Below are 19,813 nucleotides of genomic sequence, written 5' to 3'. Positions count from 1 at the left end.
AGCTCGTGCCCGCCCCGAAAATGGCGGCAACGGCTCCGTTCGACCTAAAAAAATAACAAGAGACCCTGCGATGACTCATCCCACTGCGCCGTACGCCCTCCCCGGCCTGATCGCCCTGGCCCTGACCGGCGCCGCCCTGCCCGCCGCAGCCGAAGAAGCCGGTTTTATCGAGGGCGCCAGCGCCAACCTGAATCTGCGCAATTTCTACATCAACCGTAACTTCACCAACCCGACCAAGGCGCAGGGCAAGGCTGAAGAATGGACGCAGAACTTCATCCTCGACGCCAAATCCGGTTTCACCCAGGGCACCGTCGGTTTCGGCATGGACGTGCTCGGCCTGTATTCGGTAAAACTCGATGGCGGTAAAGGCACCGGCGGCACGCAACTGCTGCCGCTGGATCACGACGGGCGTCCGGCGGACAACTTCGGCCGCACTAACGTCGCGTTCAAGACCAAGCTGTCGCAGACCGAAATCAAGGTCGGCGAATGGATGCCAGTGCTGCCGATCCTGCGTTCGGACGACGGTCGTTCGCTGCCGCAAACCTTCCGTGGTGGCCAGATCACCTCGAAGGAGATCAACGGCCTGACCCTCTACGGCGGGCAGTTCCGCGCCAACAGCCCGCGCGACGACAGCAGCATGAGCGACATGTCGATGTTCGGCAAAGCGGCGTTCACCTCTGATCGCTTCAACTTTCAGGGCGGCGAGTACGTTTTCAACGAAAAACGCACGCAGATCGGCCTGTGGAACGCCGAACTCAAGGACATCTACAGCCAGCAATACCTCAACCTGACTCACAGCCAGCCACTCGGCGACTGGACGCTGGGCGCCAACCTGGGCTTCTTCTACGGCAAGGACGACGGCAGCGCCCGCGCCGGCGAACTCGACAACAAGACCTGGTCGGGGATGTTCTCGGCCCGCTACGGCGGCAACACCTTCTATGTCGGCCTGCAAAAACTCACCGGCGGCAGCGCCTGGATGCGCGTCAACGGCACCAGCGGCGGCACCCTGGCCAACGACAGTTACAACTCCAGCTACGACAATGCCCAGGAACGTTCCTGGCAGGTGCGCCACGACTACAACTTCGCCGCCCTGGGCATCCCCGGCCTGACCCTGATGAACCGCTACATCAGCGGCGACAACGTACACACCGGCACCATCACCGACGGCAAGGAATGGGGCCGCGAATCGGAACTGGGCTACACCGTACAAAGCGGTACCCTGCGCAACCTCAACGTGCGCTGGCGCAACTCGACCATGCGCCGCGACTTCAGCAACAACGAGTTCGACGAAAACCGCCTGATCATCAGCTATCCGATCAGCCTGCTCTGAACCCGCACGCCGGCGCTGCATGAGTGGCGCCGGCATCAACCACTGGTCAGCCCGGACTGGCGATTTGTCGAGGCGCAGATACAGTCAAAAGGGTGTGTAAATTCTCCAGCCAGTTGTAGGAGCCCTTAGTTTTCTTCCGTTATCTCCGGATGCTGTACGCGAAGCTGCCTTGGCCACGGAGGTCAGGTATGAGCAAGCGAATAGTTATCGTCGGTGGCGGTGTAGGTGGAACCATGCTGGCCAATCAACTGGTCGGCAAGCTGTATCCGGAAGTTCTACGCGGCGACGTCTCGATCACATTACTGTCCAGTTCCCCCGATCATTACTACAAACCTGCGTTCATGTATGTGGCGTTCAGCCAGTTCTTCGAAGAGGAACTCAAACGTCCGGAACGCTCACTGTTGCGCCCGGAAATCAGTTTCCACGTTGAAGAAGTCACCCGTTTCGACTTTTCCGGGCAGCAATTGCACACCCGAACCGGCAAACGCTTCGCCTATGATTTTCTGGTGATCGCCACCGGCTGCGTGCCGGCGCCGGAACGTATCGAGGGTCTGCAAGAAGCCGGCGACCACTTCTATCAATACCTTCCTGCCCGGCAACTGGCGCAACGCCTGAACACCATCGAAAAAGGCCGGATTTTCATTACCGTGTCCTTCCCGCAGACACCGAACGTCCCGCACCAATGCGGAATCGCGCCCGTGGAAACGACATTGATGCTGGATGATTTGTTGCGTCGCCGGGGCGTTCGCGAGCAAGTGGAAATCATCTACACCTACCCGACAGTTGCCCAGCTATTGCGCAATTGTCTGTTCTTGCAGCGTCCCACCGGTGAAATCCTGCCGAGCATTTTTGCCCAGAAAAACATTCAATTTCAGCGCGGCTTCACCCTGAGCCATGTGGATCCTGATGCAAAAATCGCCCACTCAGCCGAGGGCGACGCGCACCCCTTCGACATCCTGATGGCTACTCCGCCAATCCAGGCCGTCGAGGTCGTGCGCGAGTGCGGCATCTCACAAGCCGCCAATGATGAAGGATGGCTGCCGACCAATCACGAAACGCTGCAGGTCTACGGTCTGGAGAATGTCTACGTGATCGGCGACACCGTCGACCTGCCGGTCAGCAAGGCCGGCGGCGCCTGTCATAACCAGGCGCCGGTGATCGCCAACAACATCACGGCCCAGATCCGTCTTGGCGCACCCAACTCGGTATATGACGGTCGGGTACAGGCGGTAGCCCAAATGGGCCTGAATGCCGGGATGCCACTCTGGTACGACTACGCCCACGATGTATTGCCGACACCCCCGACCAAATTGGGCGGTCTGCTCAGAAACGGCTTCAATCGCGGTCTTTACTGGGCGGTGGCCCGGGGAATGCTTTGACCCTGCACAGGGAGGAGTGATTGCTCATGAACATGCCCGAGGAAATGTCAGCCACGCCCGGGTTCACTGCACTGATGGCGAAACTGCAGCCGTTAATCGATGGCGGACGCCTGGAGAATATTGTCGACCTGCTTTCCCTGGTTTCCGATATCGCCGATCTGCTCGACGCGGCCATGGTGGAAAAACTCGCGCAATTGTTCGAGAGCGGCACTGCCGCCACCTGGACAGTCAGTAATGCACTGCGCATGGCCAAAGCCGAAGTATCGGCACAGTCAGCGGCGCCGGGCACTCTGGCGTTGCTCAAACTGCTGAATGAAGAGGACACACGCAAAGGCGTGGCCGTTGTCCTGAAAACCCTCAACGTCATTGGACGACAACTGTAATCCGCCAGAGAGGACCTCCTCATGAGCGCCAAACTCGAAACGGCAGGGAACGCCTGCACCCACTGGGACGCCAAGGCGTACCAGCAGTTTTCCCGTCTCAGGCAACGCCCGGTCAACGAATTGCTCGACCGTGTCGACCTGCACGACCCCAAACACATTTATGACCTGGGCTGCGGCACCGGCATTGCCACGCAGTTGCTGGCCGAGCGCTGGCCGCGAGCGCAGTTGCTGGGCGTCGACAGCTCACGGCAGATGCTGGATCAGGCCCGATGTCTGCCGATCAACGCCCAATGGCAAGAGTGCGACTTGCTCGACTGGCACCCCGAGCAACCCGCCGACCTGCTGCTCGCGGCGGCGGTGCTGCATTTCATTGGCGATCATCAACAACGGCTGCCGCGCCTGCTCGGTCATCTCAAGCCCGGTGGCTGTCTGGCAGCACACATGCCGGACTGGCGCGATGCCTTGTGGTATCGACTGATGCTCGACACCCTCGACGATGCCGGACCGGGACACACCCCCATCGGCACACCGCAATTGCGCCAGCGAATGGCCGCGCGGCCGTTGTTGGCATTGGAGGATTACTATCGCTTGCTGGCGCCGCTGACCACTTCGCTGGACATCTGGGAAACCGAGCAACTGCAAGTGGTAGACGGCAAGTCGCCGGTGTACGACTGGGTCAAGGTCTCGGCGTTGCGGCCAGTGATGCAGGCGCTGACGTCACAGGAGCAGGCGCGGTTTATCTACCACTTCCTGATGCGCGTGCATGAGTATTATCCGCCGGAGAAAAACGGGCAGACGCTGTTTCCGTTCAAGCGGATTTTCATTGTGGCCAGGGTTTGAAGATCAACAGATCGCAGCCTGCGGCAGCTCCTACTTTGGAATGCACTCCCCTGTAGGAGCTGCCGGAGGCTGCGATCTTTTGATTCTAATGTTTATTTCCGAGACTCAATCCCAAGCTCATCCCACACCGACTCCGCCAGATGGAACGTCGCGTTCGCCGCCGGAATCCCGCAATAAATCGCGCTCTGCATGATCACTTCCTTGATCTCGCCCCGGCTTACGCCATTGTTCGCCGCTGCGCGCAAATGCAGTTTCAGTTCGCCTTCGCGGTTCATCCCGATCAGCATGGCGATGGTGATCAGGCTGCGGGTATGCCGCGGCAGGCCCGGGCGGGTCCAGATGTCGCCCCAGGCGTGACGGGTGATCATCTCCTGAAATTCCGAGTTGAACTCGGTCAGCGTGGTCAGGCTGCGATCGACATGCGCATCGCCCAGCACCGCACGGCGTACTTGCATGCCATCGTCATAACGTTGTTTCTCGTCCACAAAAACTTCCTCACTGAGCGTTCAGAAACGCCAACACACGATCACTGAATGCGGCACCCGCCTGCACGTTGGACAGGTGCGCGGCATGGAACTCGGCGTACTCGGCGCCGCGCACATGCTCCTGAATGAAATGCCCACCGGACGGTGGCGTCACCGCATCTTCGGTGCCGGCAATCACCAGCAGCGGCAGGTTGATCGACGCCAGCTGCTCGCGGAAATCGGCGTCGCGCACCGCCGCGCAATTGGCCGCATAACCTTCAGGCGAAGTCGCCGCGAGCATGTCGGTGATCTTCTTCGCTGCAGCCGGATTGGCCGCGGAAAAGTCCGGGGTGAACCAACGGGCAATCGACGCATCACGCAGGGCGACCATCGCTGCCGGGCCATCACGCAGCACGGTGTCAATGCGTGGATTCCACACCGACGGATCGCCAATCTTCGCCGCGGTGTTGCACACGATCAGTTTGTGCAGACGGTGGCCGGCATTGATCCCCAGCCACTGACCGATCAACCCGCCCATCGACAGTCCGCAGAAATGTGCGCGCTCGATGTGCAGCGCATCGAGCAAGCCGAGCACATCGTGGCCCAATTGCTCGATGCTGTACGGCCCCGGCGTCACCAGGGATTGACCGTGACCACGGGTGTCGAAACGCAGCACCCTGAAGTGCTTGGTGAACGCCGGCATCTGCGCGTCCCACATGTGCAGGTCGGTGCCCAGCGAGTTGGACAGCACCAGCACCGGCGCATCGACCGAGCCTTCAATGACGTAATGCAGTTCGCCATCGGCGAGTTGAACGAAAGCCACAGCCCTCTCCTTTCAGACAGACAATGCGTTATGTTCGGCCACCGCGCGCTCGACCCAGGTTTGCGCCTGGCCGAGGTAATGTGCGGGGTCGAGCAGATGATCCAGTTCGGTGCTGCTCAGTTCGGCGGTCACTTGCGGCTCGTCGCCGAGTACCGCACGCAGGTGGCGCTGTTCGGCCACCGCGCGTTTGCAACATTGTTCGAGCAGGTGATGCGCAGTGTCGCGGCCGACCCGCTGCGCGAGGACGATGCTCACCGCTTCGGCGAGCACCAGGCCTTGGGTCAATTGCAGATTGCGCGCCATGCGCTCGGCATCGACCTCCAGACCATCGGCCAGCAGGCGCGCCTGTTGCAGCGCACCGGACACCAGGCAGCAGATCTCCGGCAGGGTTTCCCATTCGGCATGCCACAGACCGAGGCTGCGTTCGTGCTCCTGAGGCATGGCGCTGAACAACGTCGAGACCAGCCCCGGGACCCGCGTCGCCGCGCCGATCAACACCGCCGCACCCACCGGATTGCGCTTGTGCGGCATGGTCGACGAACCGCCCTTGCCCGGCGCCGACGGTTCGAACACTTCCGCCGCTTCGGTCTGCATCAACAGACTGACGTCACGCCCGAGTTTGCCGAGGCTGCCGGCGATCAAACCAAGCACCGCGCCGAACTCGACGATGCGATCACGCTGGGTGTGCCACGGTTGTTCAGGCAAGGCCAATTGCAGCTCTTCGGCCAGCGCCTGGGCGATCGGTAATGCTTGCTCGCCGAGTGCCGCGAGGGTGCCGGAAGCACCGCCGAACTGCAGCACCAGCAGGCGCGGTTTGAGTTCGCACAGACGCTGACGGCTGCGGCTGACCGCGCCGAGCCAACCGGCGATTTTCATCCCGAGGGTGACCGGCGTGGCGTGTTGCAGCCAGGTGCGCCCGGCCAATGGCGTCGCCGCATGCCGTTGGGCCTGAGTGACGAACGAATCGGCGAGCGCTGCCAGATCGCTTTCAATCAGCTCCAGTGCCTGCCGCAATTGCAGGACCAGCCCGGAATCCATCACGTCCTGACTGGTAGCACCCAGATGCACATAGCGCTCGGCCTCGGCACTGCTCGCGGCGATCTGCTTGCCCAACGCCTTGACCAGTGGAATCGCCGAGTTGCCGGCCGTGGCAATCGCCTCGCCCAGCGCCGCGAAGTCATACAGACCGGCATTGCAAGCGGCGGCAATCGGCGCGACGGCGGACGCCGGAATCACCCCGACCCGCGCCTCGGCCCGGGCCAGCGCCGCTTCGAAATCGAGCATGGCCTGCACCCGGCCCTGATCGCAGAACACCTCGCGCATATCGCGGGCCGTGAAGTAGGCATCGAACAATTGATTGCCCGGTCGCTGAGTCATAAACAGTCCTTGCCGGCGCGGGCCTATGCGGCCCGCGCACATCGGTTTACAGATCGTGGTGCAAGTACGCCGCCTGTTTCGGCAGGCGCAGGCTGAACAGGAACGCCACCGCCATCATCACCGTGACGTACCAGTAGAAGGCGTTTTCCATGCCCCCGGCTTTCAGGCTCAGGGCCACGTACTCGGCCGAACCGCCGAAGATCGCATTCGCCACCGCGTAGGCCAGACCGACGCCGAGGGCGCGGACTTCCGGCGGGAACATTTCGGCTTTCACCAGGCCGCTGATCGAGGTGTAGAAACTGACGATCGCCAGCGCCACGGTGATCAGCACAAAGGCCAGAATCGGGCTGCTGATGCTTTTCAGGCTCAACAGGATCGGCACAGTGAACAGCGTGCCGAGCGCGCCGAACCAGAGCATCGAATTACGTCGGCCGATCTTGTCGGCGAGCATGCCGAACAGCGGTTGCATGCACATATACAGGAACAGCGCGCCGGTCATGATGTAACTGGCGGTCTTGGCGTGCATGCCGGCGGTGTTCACCAGGTACTTCTGCATGTACGTGGTGAAGGTGTAGAAAATCAGCGAGCCACCGGCGGTGTAACCCAGCACGGTGATAAACGCGGCTTTGTGATCACGGAACAGTGCGCGGATGCTGCCGGCGTCTTTGTTCTCGCGCATTTCCTTGCTGGTGGTTTCTTTCAGCGAACGACGCAGGAACAGTGAAATCACCGCCGCCACCGCACCGACCACAAACGGAATCCGCCAGCCGTAGGCACGCAGCTCATCTTCACTGAGGAACTGTTGCAGGATCACCACCAGCGACACCGCCAGCAGTTGGCCGCCGATCAGTGTCACGTACTGGAACGAAGCGAAAAAGCCGCGCTGGCCCTTGAGCGCGACTTCACTCATGTAGGTGGCGGTGGTGCCGTACTCGCCGCCCACCGACAGGCCTTGCAGCAGACGCGCGAACAGCAACAGCAGCGGTGCCCAGACGCCGATGCTGGCGTAAGTCGGCAGGCAGGCGATGAGCAATGAGCCGAAGCACATCATCAGCACCGAAATCATCATTGAGGTCTTGCGGCCCTTCTTGTCCGCCAGCCGCCCGAAGATCCAGCCGCCAATCGGGCGCATCAAGAACCCGGCAGCGAACACCCCGGCCGTGTTGACCAGTTGCACCGTCGGGTTGTCGGAGGGGAAAAACGCCGGGGCGAAATAAATCGCGCAGAAGGCGTAGACGTAGAAGTCGAACCATTCGACGAGGTTGCCGGACGAGGCACCGACAATGGCGAAGATGCGCTTGCTGCGCTCCTCGCCGGTGTAATGAGCGGTGGTAGTTGTCATTGTTTTTTACTCTGAAGGGACAGGTGAGAGTCTAGACACACTTCGCAACAGTCCCGTTCCACAGATACATCCACTAGGCATTACACAGCCCCTCTTCTGAAAGAGGGCTTTTGTGGCGAGGGGATTCATCCCCGATCGAGTGCGCAGCACTCGCAAATCCGGCAGACGCGGTGTGTCAGTTTCACCGTGAACTCCGGTCTTGGGGCTGCTTCGCAGCCCATCGGGGATAAATCCCCTCACCACAAACTCACTCCACTGGAATGAGGTGCGATCAATAATCGAAGAACACCGTCTCCGCCTCAGTGCCCTGCAAAATCACATTCCACTGATACACACCCGCCGCATCCGGCTTCGCCAGCAACGTAGCGCGGCGCTCAGCCGGCACACATTCAAGCAGCGGATCATTGACGTTCGCCGGCTCACCTTCAAAGTAGATGCGCGTCAGCAAGTGCTTGACCAAGCCACGGGCAAACACCAGCACCACCAGATGCGGCGCCTGGGTCGTGCCCTTCAGGCCCTCGACCGTGCCTGGTTTGATCGTGGTGAAACGGAAGCGCCCTTCGGCGTCCACCGGCACCCGGCCGAAACCTTCGAAATGCGGGTCCAGCGGTTTGTCCTGCTCGTCTTCCGGGTGTGCGTACTTGCCGGCAGCGTTGGCCTGCCAGACTTCGAGCATCGCGTCGTTGACCACATCACCGTTGCCGTCAACGACTTGGCCGGTGATCGCCACGCGCTCGCCGAGGGTTTGTTCGACCGCGAGGTTTTCGCGATTCAGCCAAGTCAGGCCGATGTGGTAGTACGGCCCGACGGTGTGGGACGTGGTGGCAGTCAGCGTCATCTTATTTCTCCATCGGCGTGGCGTCGCGGCCGCGCAAGACGATGTCCCAGCGATAGCCGAGGGCGTAGGACGGAATGGTTTTTTCCAGATCGAAAGCGGCGATCAGACGTTCCTTGGCCGAAGTGTCCGGCACGCAGTTGTAGATCGGGTCGTAGGCCAGCAGCGGGTCGCCGGGGAAGTACATCTGCGTCACCAGACGGGTGAGGATGCTCGGCCCGAACAGCGAGAAATGGATGTGCGCCGGACGCCACGCGTTGTGGTGGTTGCCCCACGGATAGGCGCCGGGCTTGATGGTCTGGAACTGATACCAACCGTCGGCATCGGTCACAGTTCGGCCAGTGCCGGTGAAGTTCGGGTCCAGCGGCGCGTCGTGCAGGTCGCGCTTGTGGTTGTAGCGACCGGCGGCGTTGGCCTGCCAGATCTCCACCAGAATCCCCGGCACCGGCAAACCGTTTTCGTCGAGCACACGGCCGTGAATGATGATGCGCTCGCCCAACGGCTCGCCGTCGTGTTGGGCGGTCAGGTCGTTGTCCTTGTCGGCGACACGTTCGGCACCGATGGTCGGGCCGGTGATCTCCGACAACGAATGCGGCAGAAACACCAACGGCTTGGACGGCGAGCGCAGGTTGGTGGATTGATACGTCGGGTGCAGGTATTCAGGCTGGGTGCCTTCCTGCGGACGACGGTAGCCAGGCTTGTCAGTCATTTCGCTTTCCTCTGTTCTTATCAATCGACGCGCTGCGTCAGACGCGTTCGATGGCCAGGGCCAGACCCTGCCCGACGCCGACGCACATGGTCGCCAGACCTTTCTGGCCGCCGGTCTTTTCCAGCTGATGCAACGCAGTCAGCACCAGTCGCGCGCCGCTCATGCCCAACGGATGGCCCAAGGCAATCGCGCCACCGTTCGGGTTGACCTGTGCAGCATCGTCGGCCAGACCCAGTTCACGCAGCACCGCCAGACCCTGGCTGGCGAAGGCTTCGTTGAGTTCGATCACATCGAAATCGCTGACCGCCACGCCGAGGCGCTCGATCAGTTTGCGCACCGCCGGCACCGGGCCGATGCCCATCACCCGAGGTGCGACACCGGCGCTGGCCATACCGAGCACCTTGGCGCGGGCGGTCAGGCCGTGTTTCTTCACCGCTTCGGCAGACGCGAGAATCAGCGCAGCAGCACCGTCGTTGACGCCGGACGCGTTGCCAGCGGTAACCGTCTTGTCCGGGCCGTTGACCGGCTTCAATCTGGCCAACGCTTCAAGCGTGGTGTCGGCGCGCGGATGTTCGTCCTGGCTGACCACGGTTTCGCCCTTCTTGTGGGCGATCCGCACTTCGACGATTTCCTCGGCGAAGTAGCCCGCCGCTTGTGCAGCGGCCGTGCGTTGCTGACTGCGCAGGGCGAAAGCGTCCTGATCGGCACGCGACACCTTATAGTCGTCGGCGACGTTGTCGGCGGTCTGCGGCATCGCATCGACGCCGTACTGGGCTTTCATCAGCGGGTTGATGAAACGCCAGCCGATGGTGGTGTCTTCCAGCTTCATGTTGCGCGAGAACGCTGCGTCCGCCTTGCCCATCACGAACGGCGCGCGGGACATCGACTCGACGCCGCCGGCAATCGCCAGCTCCATCTCGCCGCTGGCAATGGCGCGGAACGCAGTACCAATCGCGTCCATGCCCGAGGCGCAGAGACGGTTGAGGGTCACCCCCGGCACGCTCTCCGGCAGACCGGCCAGCAACAGCGCCATGCGCGCCACGTTACGGTTGTCTTCGCCGGCCTGGTTGGCGCAGCCGAGGAACACTTCATCGATTGCATTCCAGTCCACCGACGGATTGCGTTCCATCAGCGCCTTGATCGGCACAGCGGCCAGATCGTCGGCACGGACGGCGGCCAGTCCACCGCCGAAACGGCCGATGGGCGTACGGATTGCATCGCAGATATACACGTCACGCATCATGCTTCTCCCGGTGCCTGGCCGTGGGCGGCGGCGGTGCGCGCTTCGAGATCGCGCAGCGCGGTCAGTTCGGTCTCGGTCGGCGCAGCCGTGGTTTCCACGTTGTCGGCAAAACGAATGGCCCAACCGGTGGCGGCGACCACTTGTTCACGGGTCACGCCCGGATGCAGAGCGGTGACCACGAATTCGTGGGTGCCCTGCTCCGGCTCCATGATGCACAGGTCGGTGATGATCCCGACCGGACCGGCACCCGGCAGGCCCAGACGCTTGCGCGAATCGCCGCCCTCGCCATGCCCGACCGAGGTAATGAAGTCGAGCTTGTCGACGAACGAACGCGCCGACTGCTTGAGGATGATCAACACGCTCTTCGCCGAACCGGCGATTTCCGGCGCGCCACCGGCACCCGGCAGGCGTACTTTCGGTGCGTGATAGTCGCCGACCACGGTGGTGTTGATGTTGCCGAAACGGTCGACCTGCGCGGCGCCGAGAAAACCGACGTCAATGCGCCCGCCCTGCAGCCAGTAGCGAAAAATCTCACCGGTCGGCACGACGGTGTCGGCGGTTTCCGCCAGTTCACCATCACCGATCGACAGCGGCAGCACGCTTGGCTTGGCGCCAATCGGGCCCGATTCATAGATCAGCACCACGTCCGGCGACGACGTCAGGCGCGCGAGGTTGGCGGCTTTCGACGGCAGGCCGATGCCGACGAAGCACACCGAGCCGTTCTTCAGGCGACGGGCCGCCGCGACGGTCATCATTTCATTGGTGGTGTAAGTCATTACTTGGCCTCCGAAGCAGCGGCCAACTTGGCCTGGAACGCGCTGAAGTCAGCGCAGCCATGGATGTATTCGTTGATCCACGCGGTAAACGTCTCACGGTCACGGGCGATCGGATCCCACGCCTGATAGAAACGATTGTCACGCTCGGTGTAACCGTGGGCGTAGGACGGATGCGCGCCGCCGGGTACATGGCAGACCGCGCTCAAGGCCCAGGTCGGCAGCACGCAAGCGTTCACCGGCGCGTTGAGGTTGTCGACGATTTCTTCGACCGTGACGATGCAGCGCTTGGCTGCCAGCGCGGCTTCTTTCTGCACCCCGAGAATGCCCCACAACAGCACGTTGCCTTGTCGGTCGGCTTTCTGCGCGTGGATCACGGTCACGTCCGGACGCACCGACGGCACCGCGGCCAGCACTTCATCGGTGAACGGGCAGGTCACGGATTTGATCAGCGGATTGACCTTCGGCAGGTCGGAACCGGCGTAGGCCCGCAGCACGGCGAACGGCAGGCCGGAAGCGCCGGCGACGTAGGCGTTGGCCAGGTCGGCGTGGCTGTGCTCTTCGATTTCCAGGGCATGCGGCCATTGCTTTTCGACCGCGTCGCGCAGGCGGTGCAGCGAACCCACACCGGGGTTGCCGCCCCAGGAAAAGATCAGCTTGCGTGCACAACCGGCACCGATCAGTTGGTCGTAGATCAGGTCAGGCGTCATCCGCACCAGGGTCAGATCTTTCTTGCCCTGGCGAATGATTTCATGACCCGCCGCCGTAGGGATCAGGTGAGTGAAGCCTTCGAGCGCGACGGTGTCGCCGTCGTTGACGAATTGCTTCACCGCGTCGTGCAGCGAAAGGATCTCAGCCATGGAGCGGGCTCCCGTTTTTTGTAGTGAATCGCCAGTGAGAAAAAGGCGCGAGGTTCAGCGCCGGAGTCACTGCAGATTAAGCCGCTGAAAATCGCCAAACAATCCGATAATCGACTGAGTGTTCGTTTATCGAACGGATTGTTATCACCCTATCGTTCCGTGTTGACCGCCAAAAGATCGCAGCCTGCGGCAGCTCCTACAGGGTTACGCGTTCACATGTAGGAGCTGCCGAAGGCTGCGATCTTTTCGCTTTACATCGAAATATCAAGTCGCATCCGCATGACTGACCACACCTTTGATCACCACCGCCGTGGTCGCCAACGCCGCCGGAATCACCAACGCCGTCAGCACCTGCTCGAAGTTCCAGCCCAGCCCCAGCAACGTCGCGCCCATCCACGCCCCGAGAATCGCGCCAAAGCGGCCAATCCCGAGCATCCACGAGACTCCGGTCGCGCGCCCCTGGGTCGGATAAAAGCGTGCCGCCAATGAAGGCATCGCCGATTGCGCGCCGTTGACGCACATACCCGCCACCAACACCAAGGTCGCGAGCAGCGTGATGTTGCCCAGGCTTTGCCCTACCGCGTAGGCAAACACCCCGGCCAGCAGGTAGAACGTGCCGATGACCTTGTGCGGATTGAAGCGGTCCATCGCCCAACCCACAGCGACCGCACTCAACACCCCGCCAAACTGGAACAACGCGCCAATGAACGCCGCCTGCTCCATGCTCGCGCCGCTGTCACGCATTAGAGTCGGCAGCCAACTGGTCAGCAGATAGACGATGACCAGGCCCATGAAGTAGGTCAGCCACAGCAACAAGGTGCCGACACTGTAAGTGCCGGAGAAAATCACCGCGAAGACGTTGCGCGCCTTGACGGTTTTCTGCTCCGGAACGCTGAAACTCGAGGCTTGCGCCACGGCGACCGGATCGATTGGCGACAGGGTCTTGCGCACTTTCTCGGTGCCGCGATTGCGCACCACCAGATAACGCGCCGACTCCGGCAGCCAGAACAGCAGCACCACCGCGAGGATCAGCGGCAGGATCCCGCCGATCAGCAGCAGGCTGTGCCAGCCGAACGCCGGGATCAATTTGGCGGAGATGAAACCGCCGCCGGCCATGCCGAGGTTGAAGCCACAGAACATGCTGGTCACCAGCAATGACTTTTTGCGCTCCGGGGTGTATTCCGAGAGCAGCGTGGTGGCGTTGGGCATGCCGGCGCCCAGGCCGAGACCGGTCAGGAAACGCAGCACCAGCAATTGCTCGACGTTGGTGCTGTAGGCCGAGGCCAGGCTGAAAGCGCCGAACAGCAGCACCGCGCCGACCAGCACCACTTTGCGCCCGAAACGGTCAGCCAGAGGGCCCGAACCCAGAGCGCCAAAGACCATGCCGATCAACGCGGCACTCATTACCGGGCCGAGGCTGGCGCGGTCGATGCCCCAATCCTGAGACAGCGCAGGGGCAATAAAGCCCATCGCCGCTGTGTCGAGGCCATCGAGAAACACAATCAGGAAACACAGGATCACCACCCGCCACTGATAGCGCGAGATCGGTTGGGCATTGATGAAGGTCTGCACGTCGAGGCAGTTACCTACAGCGGACTGGGGCTGGTTCATTATTTTTATTCCACGCAAAAAACGCAGTCGAACGGCGGCCGGCCAGAGAGCGGCACGGTCACAAGAATAGAAGGTCGGGATCAGGCGTTGCGGTGAATCCGGCAACAGGGAACGGAGCTGAGACAGTCGGGGAGCATGCGCATGGTGAGTTGCCTCTTGTCATTATTATGGGAGTCGACAATCCGGCAGGCTCATTCATATCGGCGCCGGATGACGCTGCCGCGACATTAATGATCCGAGGGTTTTAGCGTCAATTCGATAAACGCAACACTGTGCGTTTATCGAACAGCTTCATCAGGCGAACAGTTGTGCGCTGAGGTCGCGGCTGGCGCTGAGCAGGCCCGGCAGGAAGCGTTGTTCCAGCTCGGTGCGGCTGACGCGGCCGGCGTGGGTACTGACGTTGAGCGCGGCCACCACTTGGCCCGATGCATCGTAGACCGGCACCGCAATCGAGCGCAGGCCCTGCTCCAGCTCCTGATCGACGATGCACCAGCCCTGTTGCCGCACTTCCTGCAGGCATGCGAGCAGACTTTCCGGGGTATGCAGGGTGCGGCTGGTCTTGGCCACCAGTTCGGCATGGTCGAGGTATTCGCGCAGCGAGGTGTCGTCCAGTGCCGCCAACAGGATGCGGCCCATGGATGTGCAGTAGGCTGGCAGGCGTCCACCCACTGACAAATCCACCGAAATCAGGCGTTGTGTGGTCGCTGAACGGGCGATGTACAGAATGTCGTCACCTTCGAGCGTGGCCATGTTGCAGGCTTCGTGCAGTTGCTCGCTCATGCGGTCGAGGTACGGCTGGGCCGAGACCGCCAACGGCGTCGACGACAGATATGCGTGGCCGAGGGTCAACACTTTGGGCAACAACGAGTACGTGCGGCCATCGGTGGTGGCGTAACCCAGTTTGATCAAGGTGTGCAGACAACGGCGCACGGCGGCGCGGGGAATTTCCGTGCGATGGCTGATCTGGGCGATGGTCAGGTGCCGCTTGCGCTCCTGGAACGCCTGCACCACTGCCAGGCCACGGGCCAGCGAGGTCATGAAATCCGGATCGCCAGTAAGCGCCTGGATACGCTTGGCTGGCGACGCGACGATCGGCGGCGCCACGGAGGTGAAGGAGTTGCGCATTTGATCGTTCATTTCTTGTCCTTTTTTGCGGCGCGGATCAATGGCTATACAAGCGGCTCGCCGGCAAATGCACAAGGACCGGGACGCCAAGATTGGGCGATTATCGAACCGTCGACCGATTATCGCAATCCGCGGCACAGGCTCTTCATGGTTTGCCTGATCGACCATGGAGCGGGTTAATCCAACTTTCCATCGTGCGTTAGTTGTTCGACTTAATGGCGTCAGAAACACAACACTGAGCGCATAAAGGTTTCAGCGGATTTCAACTAGCGATAAAAATTGTCAGTCACAAAAACAATCACACATCCGGAACCGTTTTTAATTTGGCAAAGATAGTCAATCCCGAATCGACCGCTATAATGCCTCTCAGTGGGGCCGGTTTTATTCACCGAAGCCGCCACCTGCCGAAGCGATGCCAATCGCCGACAGCTCCGGCCAGCGCTGACGCGCATGACTCATGCAACGACAGCGCCCGCTGAAACAGGCAACTGATGCTGCGTCAGTTTTAATCTGGTGTCGCAGCCGCCTGCAACATGGAAGTCTTGACCGCCCTGCCGATAACTCCAATGCCTTTTACGGGCATGACCTTTCGGTGGACGCGCTCAATCGACTCGTTGCCGTGCGTTTCACCAGACATTCATCTCAACTCAAACAGGTAGCACTGTGACGAAAGACGAACTGCGCGCGGAACTTGAGCGCCAGGAACAACGTTACAAGGAAGTTTACGGCGGGGAAGTCACCACCTACGCCGCTCAACCGGAACCGGAACGCAAAGCATGGCGTAAACGCCCCACTGTTCAGGATCAGGTTTTCCAGCAAGAACTGAAAAAGATGGAAGAAGAACTCAAAACCGAAGAGCCATGAACGGGCGACTGTGAGTTTTTCGAGGGTCTGCGTCGCCACCGGCTACAAGCGCGGTGACCCGACAATGCCTTGCGCGCCCGCTATCCGCGGGCAGCGGCCACCTCCCCCGTGTTGCGCGGGAAAGGAGCGTGTCTGACTCATTTCAGAGATATTTCACACAAGCGTTTGAGGCCCTCGCGCACTCGACGAAACGCCTGCTGCCTGAAGGTTTTTTTCAGGAGAATCAAACACTTGAAAAACCCTGCAACACGCTCGGGCTTTGCACCTTGCAACAATTTAATTCGACATTGATTGCTACCGATGAGCAGGTAGGGGATCGATTTCCAGTCTTTTCTGGCATAATCGCGCCCCCTTATGACCGGGTCAGAAAACCTTCATGATCGATTTATTCAGCGGACTGGATGCTTGGGTGCTTGTGAGCCTCTTGCTCGCCCTGACGTTTGTCCTCGCCTTCGAGTTCATCAATGGATTTCATGACACCGCTAACGCGGTAGCCACTGTTATCTACACCAAAGCCATGCCGCCTCACCTGGCGGTGTTCTTCTCCGGTGTGTTCAACTTCCTCGGCGTGTTGCTGGGCGGCGTTGGCGTGGCGTATGCCATTGTTCACCTGCTGCCGGTAGAACTGCTGATCAATGTGAACACCGGCCATGGCCTGGCAATGGTGTTCTCGTTGCTCGCCGCGGCGATCACCTGGAACCTGGGCACCTGGTACTTCGGTATCCCGGCCTCCAGTTCCCACACCCTGATCGGCTCGATCCTTGGCGTTGGCCTGGCCAACGCCCTGATCAACAACATCCCGCTGGCCGACGGTGTGAACTGGCAGAAAGCGATAGACATCGGCGCCTCGCTGGTGTTCTCGCCAATGGCCGGCTTCCTGATCGCCGCGCTGATCCTGATCGGCCTGAAGTGGTGGCGCCCGCTGTCGAAGATGCACAAGACCCCGGAACAGCGCCGCAAGATCGACGACAAGAAACATCCGCCGTTCTGGAACCGCCTGGTCCTGGTGATCTCGGCCATGGCCGTGAGCTTCGTGCACGGCTCCAACGATGGCCAGAAAGGCATCGGCCTGATCATGCTGGTGTTGATCGGTATCGTGCCTGCGCAGTTCGTCCTCGACCTGAGCAGCACCACTTACCAGATCGAACGCACTCGTGATGCGACCCTGCACCTGAGCCAGTTCTACAAGCGCAATGCTGATTCCCTGGGCGAATTCCTGGCCCTGGGCAAAAGCGTTCAAGGCGACCTGCCGGAGAAATTCCGCTGCAACCCGCAGCAGACCGAACCGACCATCAACGCCCTGCTCGATACGCTCAAAGGTGTAGCGGACTACCATTCGCTGTCCTCGGAAAGCCGCATCGAAGTGCGCCGCTACCTGCTGTGCCTGGACGACACTGCGAAGAAAGTCGGCAAGCTGCCAGGCCTGGAAGCGCGTGAAAAGGCTGACCTGGACAAACTGCGCAAAGACCTGACCACCACCACCGAATACGCCCCGTTCTGGGTGATTCTGGCGGTCGCGCTGGCCTTGGGCCTGGGCACCATGGTTGGCTGGAAACGCGTGGTACTGACCATCGGCGAGAAGATCGGCAAGCAAGGCATGACCTATTCCCAGGGCATGTCGGCGCAGATCACCACCGCGAGTCTGATCGGCATGGCCAACATCTTCAGCCTGCCGGTATCCACCACCCACGTGCTGTCCTCGGGCGTGGCCGGCACCATGGTCGCCAACAAAAGCGGCCTGCAAGGCGGGACTGTTCGTACCATTTTGCTGGCGTGGGTTCTGACCTTGCCGGCGACGGTGGCGCTGTCGGCCGGGTTGTTCTGGTTGGCGTCCAAAGCGCTGGGTAGCTGATAGACCGCTGCACATGAGAAAGGCGTGATTCGTAAGGATCGCGCCTTTTTTGTTTTGGTCGAGAGTTGGATTGGGGGCATATCCGTTGCTGCGGGTGTTGCTGCTGGCGGTTTCGCTCTTACAGCGAGTCACCTTTTCCAGACGCCGAAAAGGTAACCCAAAAGGCTTTGCCCCGGCGTACGGCACTTCGCTTAGGCTCAGTGTTCCCTCGCTACGGTGTCCATCCGGGGGCATCGCCTACGGTTTGCTTCGCTGCACCTCCTCTCGATGCATGCGGCTTCGCCGCATGGCGCTGCGCGCCTCCCCCCCGGATGGACACCTACGCTCGGCCTGCCGAAGGGGCTGAAGATCAAAAGCCACATCAAAAGCCAAAGCCAAAGCCAAAGCCAAAGCCAAAGCCAAAGCCAAAGCCAGATCAAAAGATCACAGCCTTCGGCAGTTCCTACATGGGATTGAGTGTTTTCAGTTAGAAATTGGTCGGCTGTCAGGCCGCCTTCGCCAGCAGGCTCGCTCCCACAATTTTATTCGTGCACACCCCATGCGGCGAAGCCGCCCCACTCAACACGATGAGCGTTAGCTCGAGTAAAGCTTTTGATCTCAGGGCCCGTCGGCAGGCTGAGTGGAGGGATTTATCCGGGGGTGGGAGCGCAGCGACCGTTTGGCGCAGCCAAACACAGCGAGAGGAGGTGCAGCGAAGCAAACCGTAGGCGCTGCCCCCCGGATGAATCCCGCAGCGAAGGAACCCGAGCCTGAGCGAGGGCCGAACGTTAGGGTAAAGCCCTTTGGTTACTTTGGGGCGTTTGCCAAAGTGACCCGCCGTAAGGGCGGAACCGTAATAAGCAACACCCGCAGCAACGGAAATTCACACCCAACAACCCACAACATGGTCGGCCCAAAGGCCGCCAAGAACAAAAAAAAAGGGCAACCGAAGTCGCCCAAAATGCCTTGCGTGCTCATTCAATCCAGAAAGGACTACTTCTTGCGCTTATGCGCGTCCTTCCAGATAAAAAATCCAAACCCTGCAAAAAACAGAACCATGAGACCTACGGTCAGAACCCCGGCAAACACCACGTTATCGAAAAACATGACTGTGGCCTCCTGGCCCCTGCTTTGCTGCGATGGAGCTAAGTTAACCAATCGCGCAGGCGCAGAAATTGACCAGGATCAAGTCCGGTCAACACAGAGGATAAAGGCGGGAAAATAACTGACCTACATCAAAGGATGCAGGGGGAGATCAACGCTTTTTCGGTTTCTTTTTCGGCTTTTTCTGGGTTTTTCCCAACGGCATGGCCTGCTCGAAGGCCTTGCGCACTTCGTTCAGGCGCTTTTCGTTGAGATCATGCACACGCTTGGCGCGCTCGGTGCCGAGGTCGATCAGTTTTTCATCTTGGCTCATGGCGTTCAGCGCATCACTTGAAGAAAACACAACTGCCGCATCAGCGGCAGGGCTGCGCCAATCATGCAGCCTGACACCAGCACCCGACAACAATTCGTGTAAATCGGCGGACTCAGATCTCGATATCGACCCACAAGCCCTGGCGCGGCTGATCTTCCATCAGCGGCACCACCGGCACGGTGTTGTCGGCATTGAGCTCGGTACCCGGCACGGCCAGATGCTCCTCAGGGTCTTCATCGGCTTCGCGACGGCGCCGATCGCGTTCCTGTTGGCGGCGCTGTTCTTCGCGCGCCAGCAGACGGTCCTCTTCCGGGTCGCGCTTTTGCAGGTCGATCGTGCTTTCGTTGGAGCTTTCCTGCACCGGCACCACCGGAGGAATGTCCGGCCGCTGGCGAATCGGATCCTGCTGGGAAGTGATCGGCACAGCGCTCAGGGGGAGCATCGGTGGCAGCATATAAAGGGTCTCCTGTCAGCAGGCTATCGGCTGCGGCAAAGGCGCCTTGAGCCATCCGTCGCAAATCTGTGATCGGGTTGGCACTGCAGGAGCTGCCGCAGGCTGCGATCTTTTAATGGGACAACGTAGAACTCAGGTGTTTCCGTAGATCAA

Annotated in this window: 21 protein-coding genes; 7 read left to right on the top strand and 14 right to left on the bottom strand. The window is 60.7% G+C overall.

Annotation, left to right across the window (positions count from 1 at the left end; all coding sequences use genetic code 11):
- Positions 1 to 70 precede the first annotated feature (70 nt).
- The 4 genes from ACTJKS_RS15695 (at position 71) to ACTJKS_RS15680 (ending at position 3,932) form a co-directional block, all read left to right on the top strand.
- A complete protein-coding gene (locus ACTJKS_RS15695; protein WP_262948946.1) occupies positions 71 to 1,330 on the top strand; it encodes an OprD family porin in 1,260 nt (419 codons plus the stop codon).
- A 188-nt stretch (positions 1,331 to 1,518) separates the two neighbouring features.
- Positions 1,519 to 2,709, top strand: a complete 1,191-nt coding sequence (locus tag ACTJKS_RS15690) for an NAD(P)/FAD-dependent oxidoreductase (RefSeq protein WP_262948948.1) — start codon at positions 1,519 to 1,521, stop codon at positions 2,707 to 2,709.
- Positions 2,710 to 2,735: 26 nt separating this feature from the next.
- Positions 2,736 to 3,092 carry a DUF1641 domain-containing protein gene (locus tag ACTJKS_RS15685; protein WP_108181908.1) on the top strand — a complete coding sequence of 119 codons (357 nt, stop codon included), beginning with the start codon at positions 2,736 to 2,738 and terminating at the stop codon, positions 3,090 to 3,092.
- Between the two features lie 21 nt (positions 3,093 to 3,113).
- A complete protein-coding gene (locus ACTJKS_RS15680) occupies positions 3,114 to 3,932 on the top strand; it encodes a methyltransferase domain-containing protein (protein WP_262948950.1) in 819 nt (272 codons plus the stop codon).
- Between the two features lie 92 nt (positions 3,933 to 4,024).
- Here the strand turns inward: ACTJKS_RS15680 and pcaC are convergent, their stop codons facing one another.
- The 11 genes from pcaC to pcaR form a co-directional block, all read right to left on the bottom strand.
- On the bottom strand, positions 4,025 to 4,417 hold the full coding sequence (pcaC, locus tag ACTJKS_RS15675; protein ID WP_198759511.1) for a 4-carboxymuconolactone decarboxylase: 393 nt from the start codon (positions 4,415 to 4,417) through the stop codon (positions 4,025 to 4,027).
- A gap of 10 nt (positions 4,418 to 4,427) precedes the next feature.
- Positions 4,428 to 5,219 (bottom strand): 3-oxoadipate enol-lactonase, encoded by a 792-nt coding sequence (gene pcaD, locus ACTJKS_RS15670; RefSeq protein WP_440828893.1) that lies wholly within the window; start codon positions 5,217 to 5,219, stop codon positions 4,428 to 4,430.
- Between the two features lie 12 nt (positions 5,220 to 5,231).
- Positions 5,232 to 6,596 (bottom strand): 3-carboxy-cis,cis-muconate cycloisomerase, encoded by a 1,365-nt coding sequence (locus tag ACTJKS_RS15665; RefSeq protein WP_262948954.1) that lies wholly within the window; start codon positions 6,594 to 6,596, stop codon positions 5,232 to 5,234.
- 46 nt (positions 6,597 to 6,642) lie between these two features.
- Entirely contained in the window at positions 6,643 to 7,938 is a 1,296-nt protein-coding gene (locus tag ACTJKS_RS15660; RefSeq protein WP_041070509.1) for an MFS family transporter, read from the bottom strand.
- Positions 7,939 to 8,209: 271 nt separating this feature from the next.
- Positions 8,210 to 8,776, bottom strand: coding sequence for a protocatechuate 3,4-dioxygenase subunit alpha (gene pcaG / locus ACTJKS_RS15655; protein ID WP_047292153.1), 567 nt, complete (start codon positions 8,774 to 8,776; stop codon positions 8,210 to 8,212).
- A gap of 1 nt (position 8,777) precedes the next feature.
- On the bottom strand, positions 8,778 to 9,482 hold the full coding sequence (gene pcaH / locus ACTJKS_RS15650) for a protocatechuate 3,4-dioxygenase subunit beta (RefSeq protein WP_041070512.1): 705 nt from the start codon (positions 9,480 to 9,482) through the stop codon (positions 8,778 to 8,780).
- A 37-nt stretch (positions 9,483 to 9,519) separates the two neighbouring features.
- The gene (gene pcaF / locus ACTJKS_RS15645) at positions 9,520 to 10,725 is read right to left on the bottom strand and encodes a 3-oxoadipyl-CoA thiolase (protein WP_262948957.1); all 1,206 of its coding nucleotides are present in this window, start codon (positions 10,723 to 10,725) and stop codon (positions 9,520 to 9,522) included.
- The gene (locus ACTJKS_RS15640; protein WP_041070516.1) at positions 10,722 to 11,501 is read right to left on the bottom strand and encodes a CoA-transferase subunit beta; all 780 of its coding nucleotides are present in this window, start codon (positions 11,499 to 11,501) and stop codon (positions 10,722 to 10,724) included. The genes pcaF and ACTJKS_RS15640 overlap by 4 nt, the downstream gene beginning before the upstream one ends.
- Positions 11,501 to 12,358 (bottom strand): CoA transferase subunit A, encoded by an 858-nt coding sequence (locus tag ACTJKS_RS15635; RefSeq protein ID WP_262948959.1) that lies wholly within the window; start codon positions 12,356 to 12,358, stop codon positions 11,501 to 11,503. Before ACTJKS_RS15635 ends, ACTJKS_RS15640 begins: the two co-directional genes overlap by 1 nt.
- A 264-nt stretch (positions 12,359 to 12,622) precedes the next feature.
- On the bottom strand, positions 12,623 to 13,969 hold the full coding sequence (locus ACTJKS_RS15630; protein WP_145593400.1) for an MFS transporter: 1,347 nt from the start codon (positions 13,967 to 13,969) through the stop codon (positions 12,623 to 12,625).
- A 294-nt stretch (positions 13,970 to 14,263) separates the two neighbouring features.
- A complete protein-coding gene (gene pcaR, locus ACTJKS_RS15625) occupies positions 14,264 to 15,106 on the bottom strand; it encodes a pca regulon transcriptional regulator PcaR (RefSeq protein WP_041070522.1) in 843 nt (280 codons plus the stop codon).
- A 651-nt stretch (positions 15,107 to 15,757) separates the two neighbouring features.
- On the opposite strand from pcaR, the gene ACTJKS_RS15620 reads away from it, so the two are divergent.
- The 3 genes from ACTJKS_RS15620 (at position 15,758) to ACTJKS_RS15610 (ending at position 17,810) form a co-directional block, all read left to right on the top strand.
- Positions 15,758 to 15,958: a hypothetical protein gene (locus ACTJKS_RS15620; RefSeq protein WP_003222398.1), complete on the top strand. Its 201-nt coding sequence runs from the start codon at positions 15,758 to 15,760 to the stop codon at positions 15,956 to 15,958.
- A 128-nt stretch (positions 15,959 to 16,086) separates the two neighbouring features.
- A complete protein-coding gene (locus tag ACTJKS_RS15615; RefSeq protein WP_140395992.1) occupies positions 16,087 to 16,338 on the top strand; it encodes a hypothetical protein in 252 nt (83 codons plus the stop codon).
- Positions 16,335 to 17,810 carry an inorganic phosphate transporter gene (locus ACTJKS_RS15610; protein ID WP_108181902.1) on the top strand — a complete coding sequence of 492 codons (1,476 nt, stop codon included), beginning with the start codon at positions 16,335 to 16,337 and terminating at the stop codon, positions 17,808 to 17,810. Before ACTJKS_RS15615 ends, ACTJKS_RS15610 begins: the two co-directional genes overlap by 4 nt.
- A gap of 972 nt (positions 17,811 to 18,782) precedes the next feature.
- Here the strand turns inward: ACTJKS_RS15610 and ccoM are convergent.
- The 3 genes from ccoM to ACTJKS_RS15595 all read right to left on the bottom strand — a co-directional run bounded on the left by ccoM (position 18,783) and on the right by ACTJKS_RS15595 (position 19,660).
- Positions 18,783 to 18,896 (bottom strand): cytochrome c oxidase subunit CcoM, encoded by a 114-nt coding sequence (ccoM, locus tag ACTJKS_RS15605; RefSeq protein WP_041070550.1) that lies wholly within the window; start codon positions 18,894 to 18,896, stop codon positions 18,783 to 18,785.
- A 148-nt stretch (positions 18,897 to 19,044) separates the two neighbouring features.
- Complete coding sequence (locus ACTJKS_RS15600) at positions 19,045 to 19,206, bottom strand: hypothetical protein (protein ID WP_086792081.1); 162 nt, start codon at positions 19,204 to 19,206, stop codon at positions 19,045 to 19,047.
- A gap of 112 nt (positions 19,207 to 19,318) precedes the next feature.
- On the bottom strand, positions 19,319 to 19,660 hold the full coding sequence (locus tag ACTJKS_RS15595; protein ID WP_003222394.1) for a hypothetical protein: 342 nt from the start codon (positions 19,658 to 19,660) through the stop codon (positions 19,319 to 19,321).
- Positions 19,661 to 19,813 lie beyond the last annotated feature (153 nt).

Source organism: Pseudomonas sp. 22189, from assembly GCF_052045635.1.
Lineage (GTDB): Bacteria > Pseudomonadota > Gammaproteobacteria > Pseudomonadales > Pseudomonadaceae > Aquipseudomonas > Aquipseudomonas parakoreensis.
This window is presented reverse-complemented; position numbering and strand designations above follow the sequence as displayed.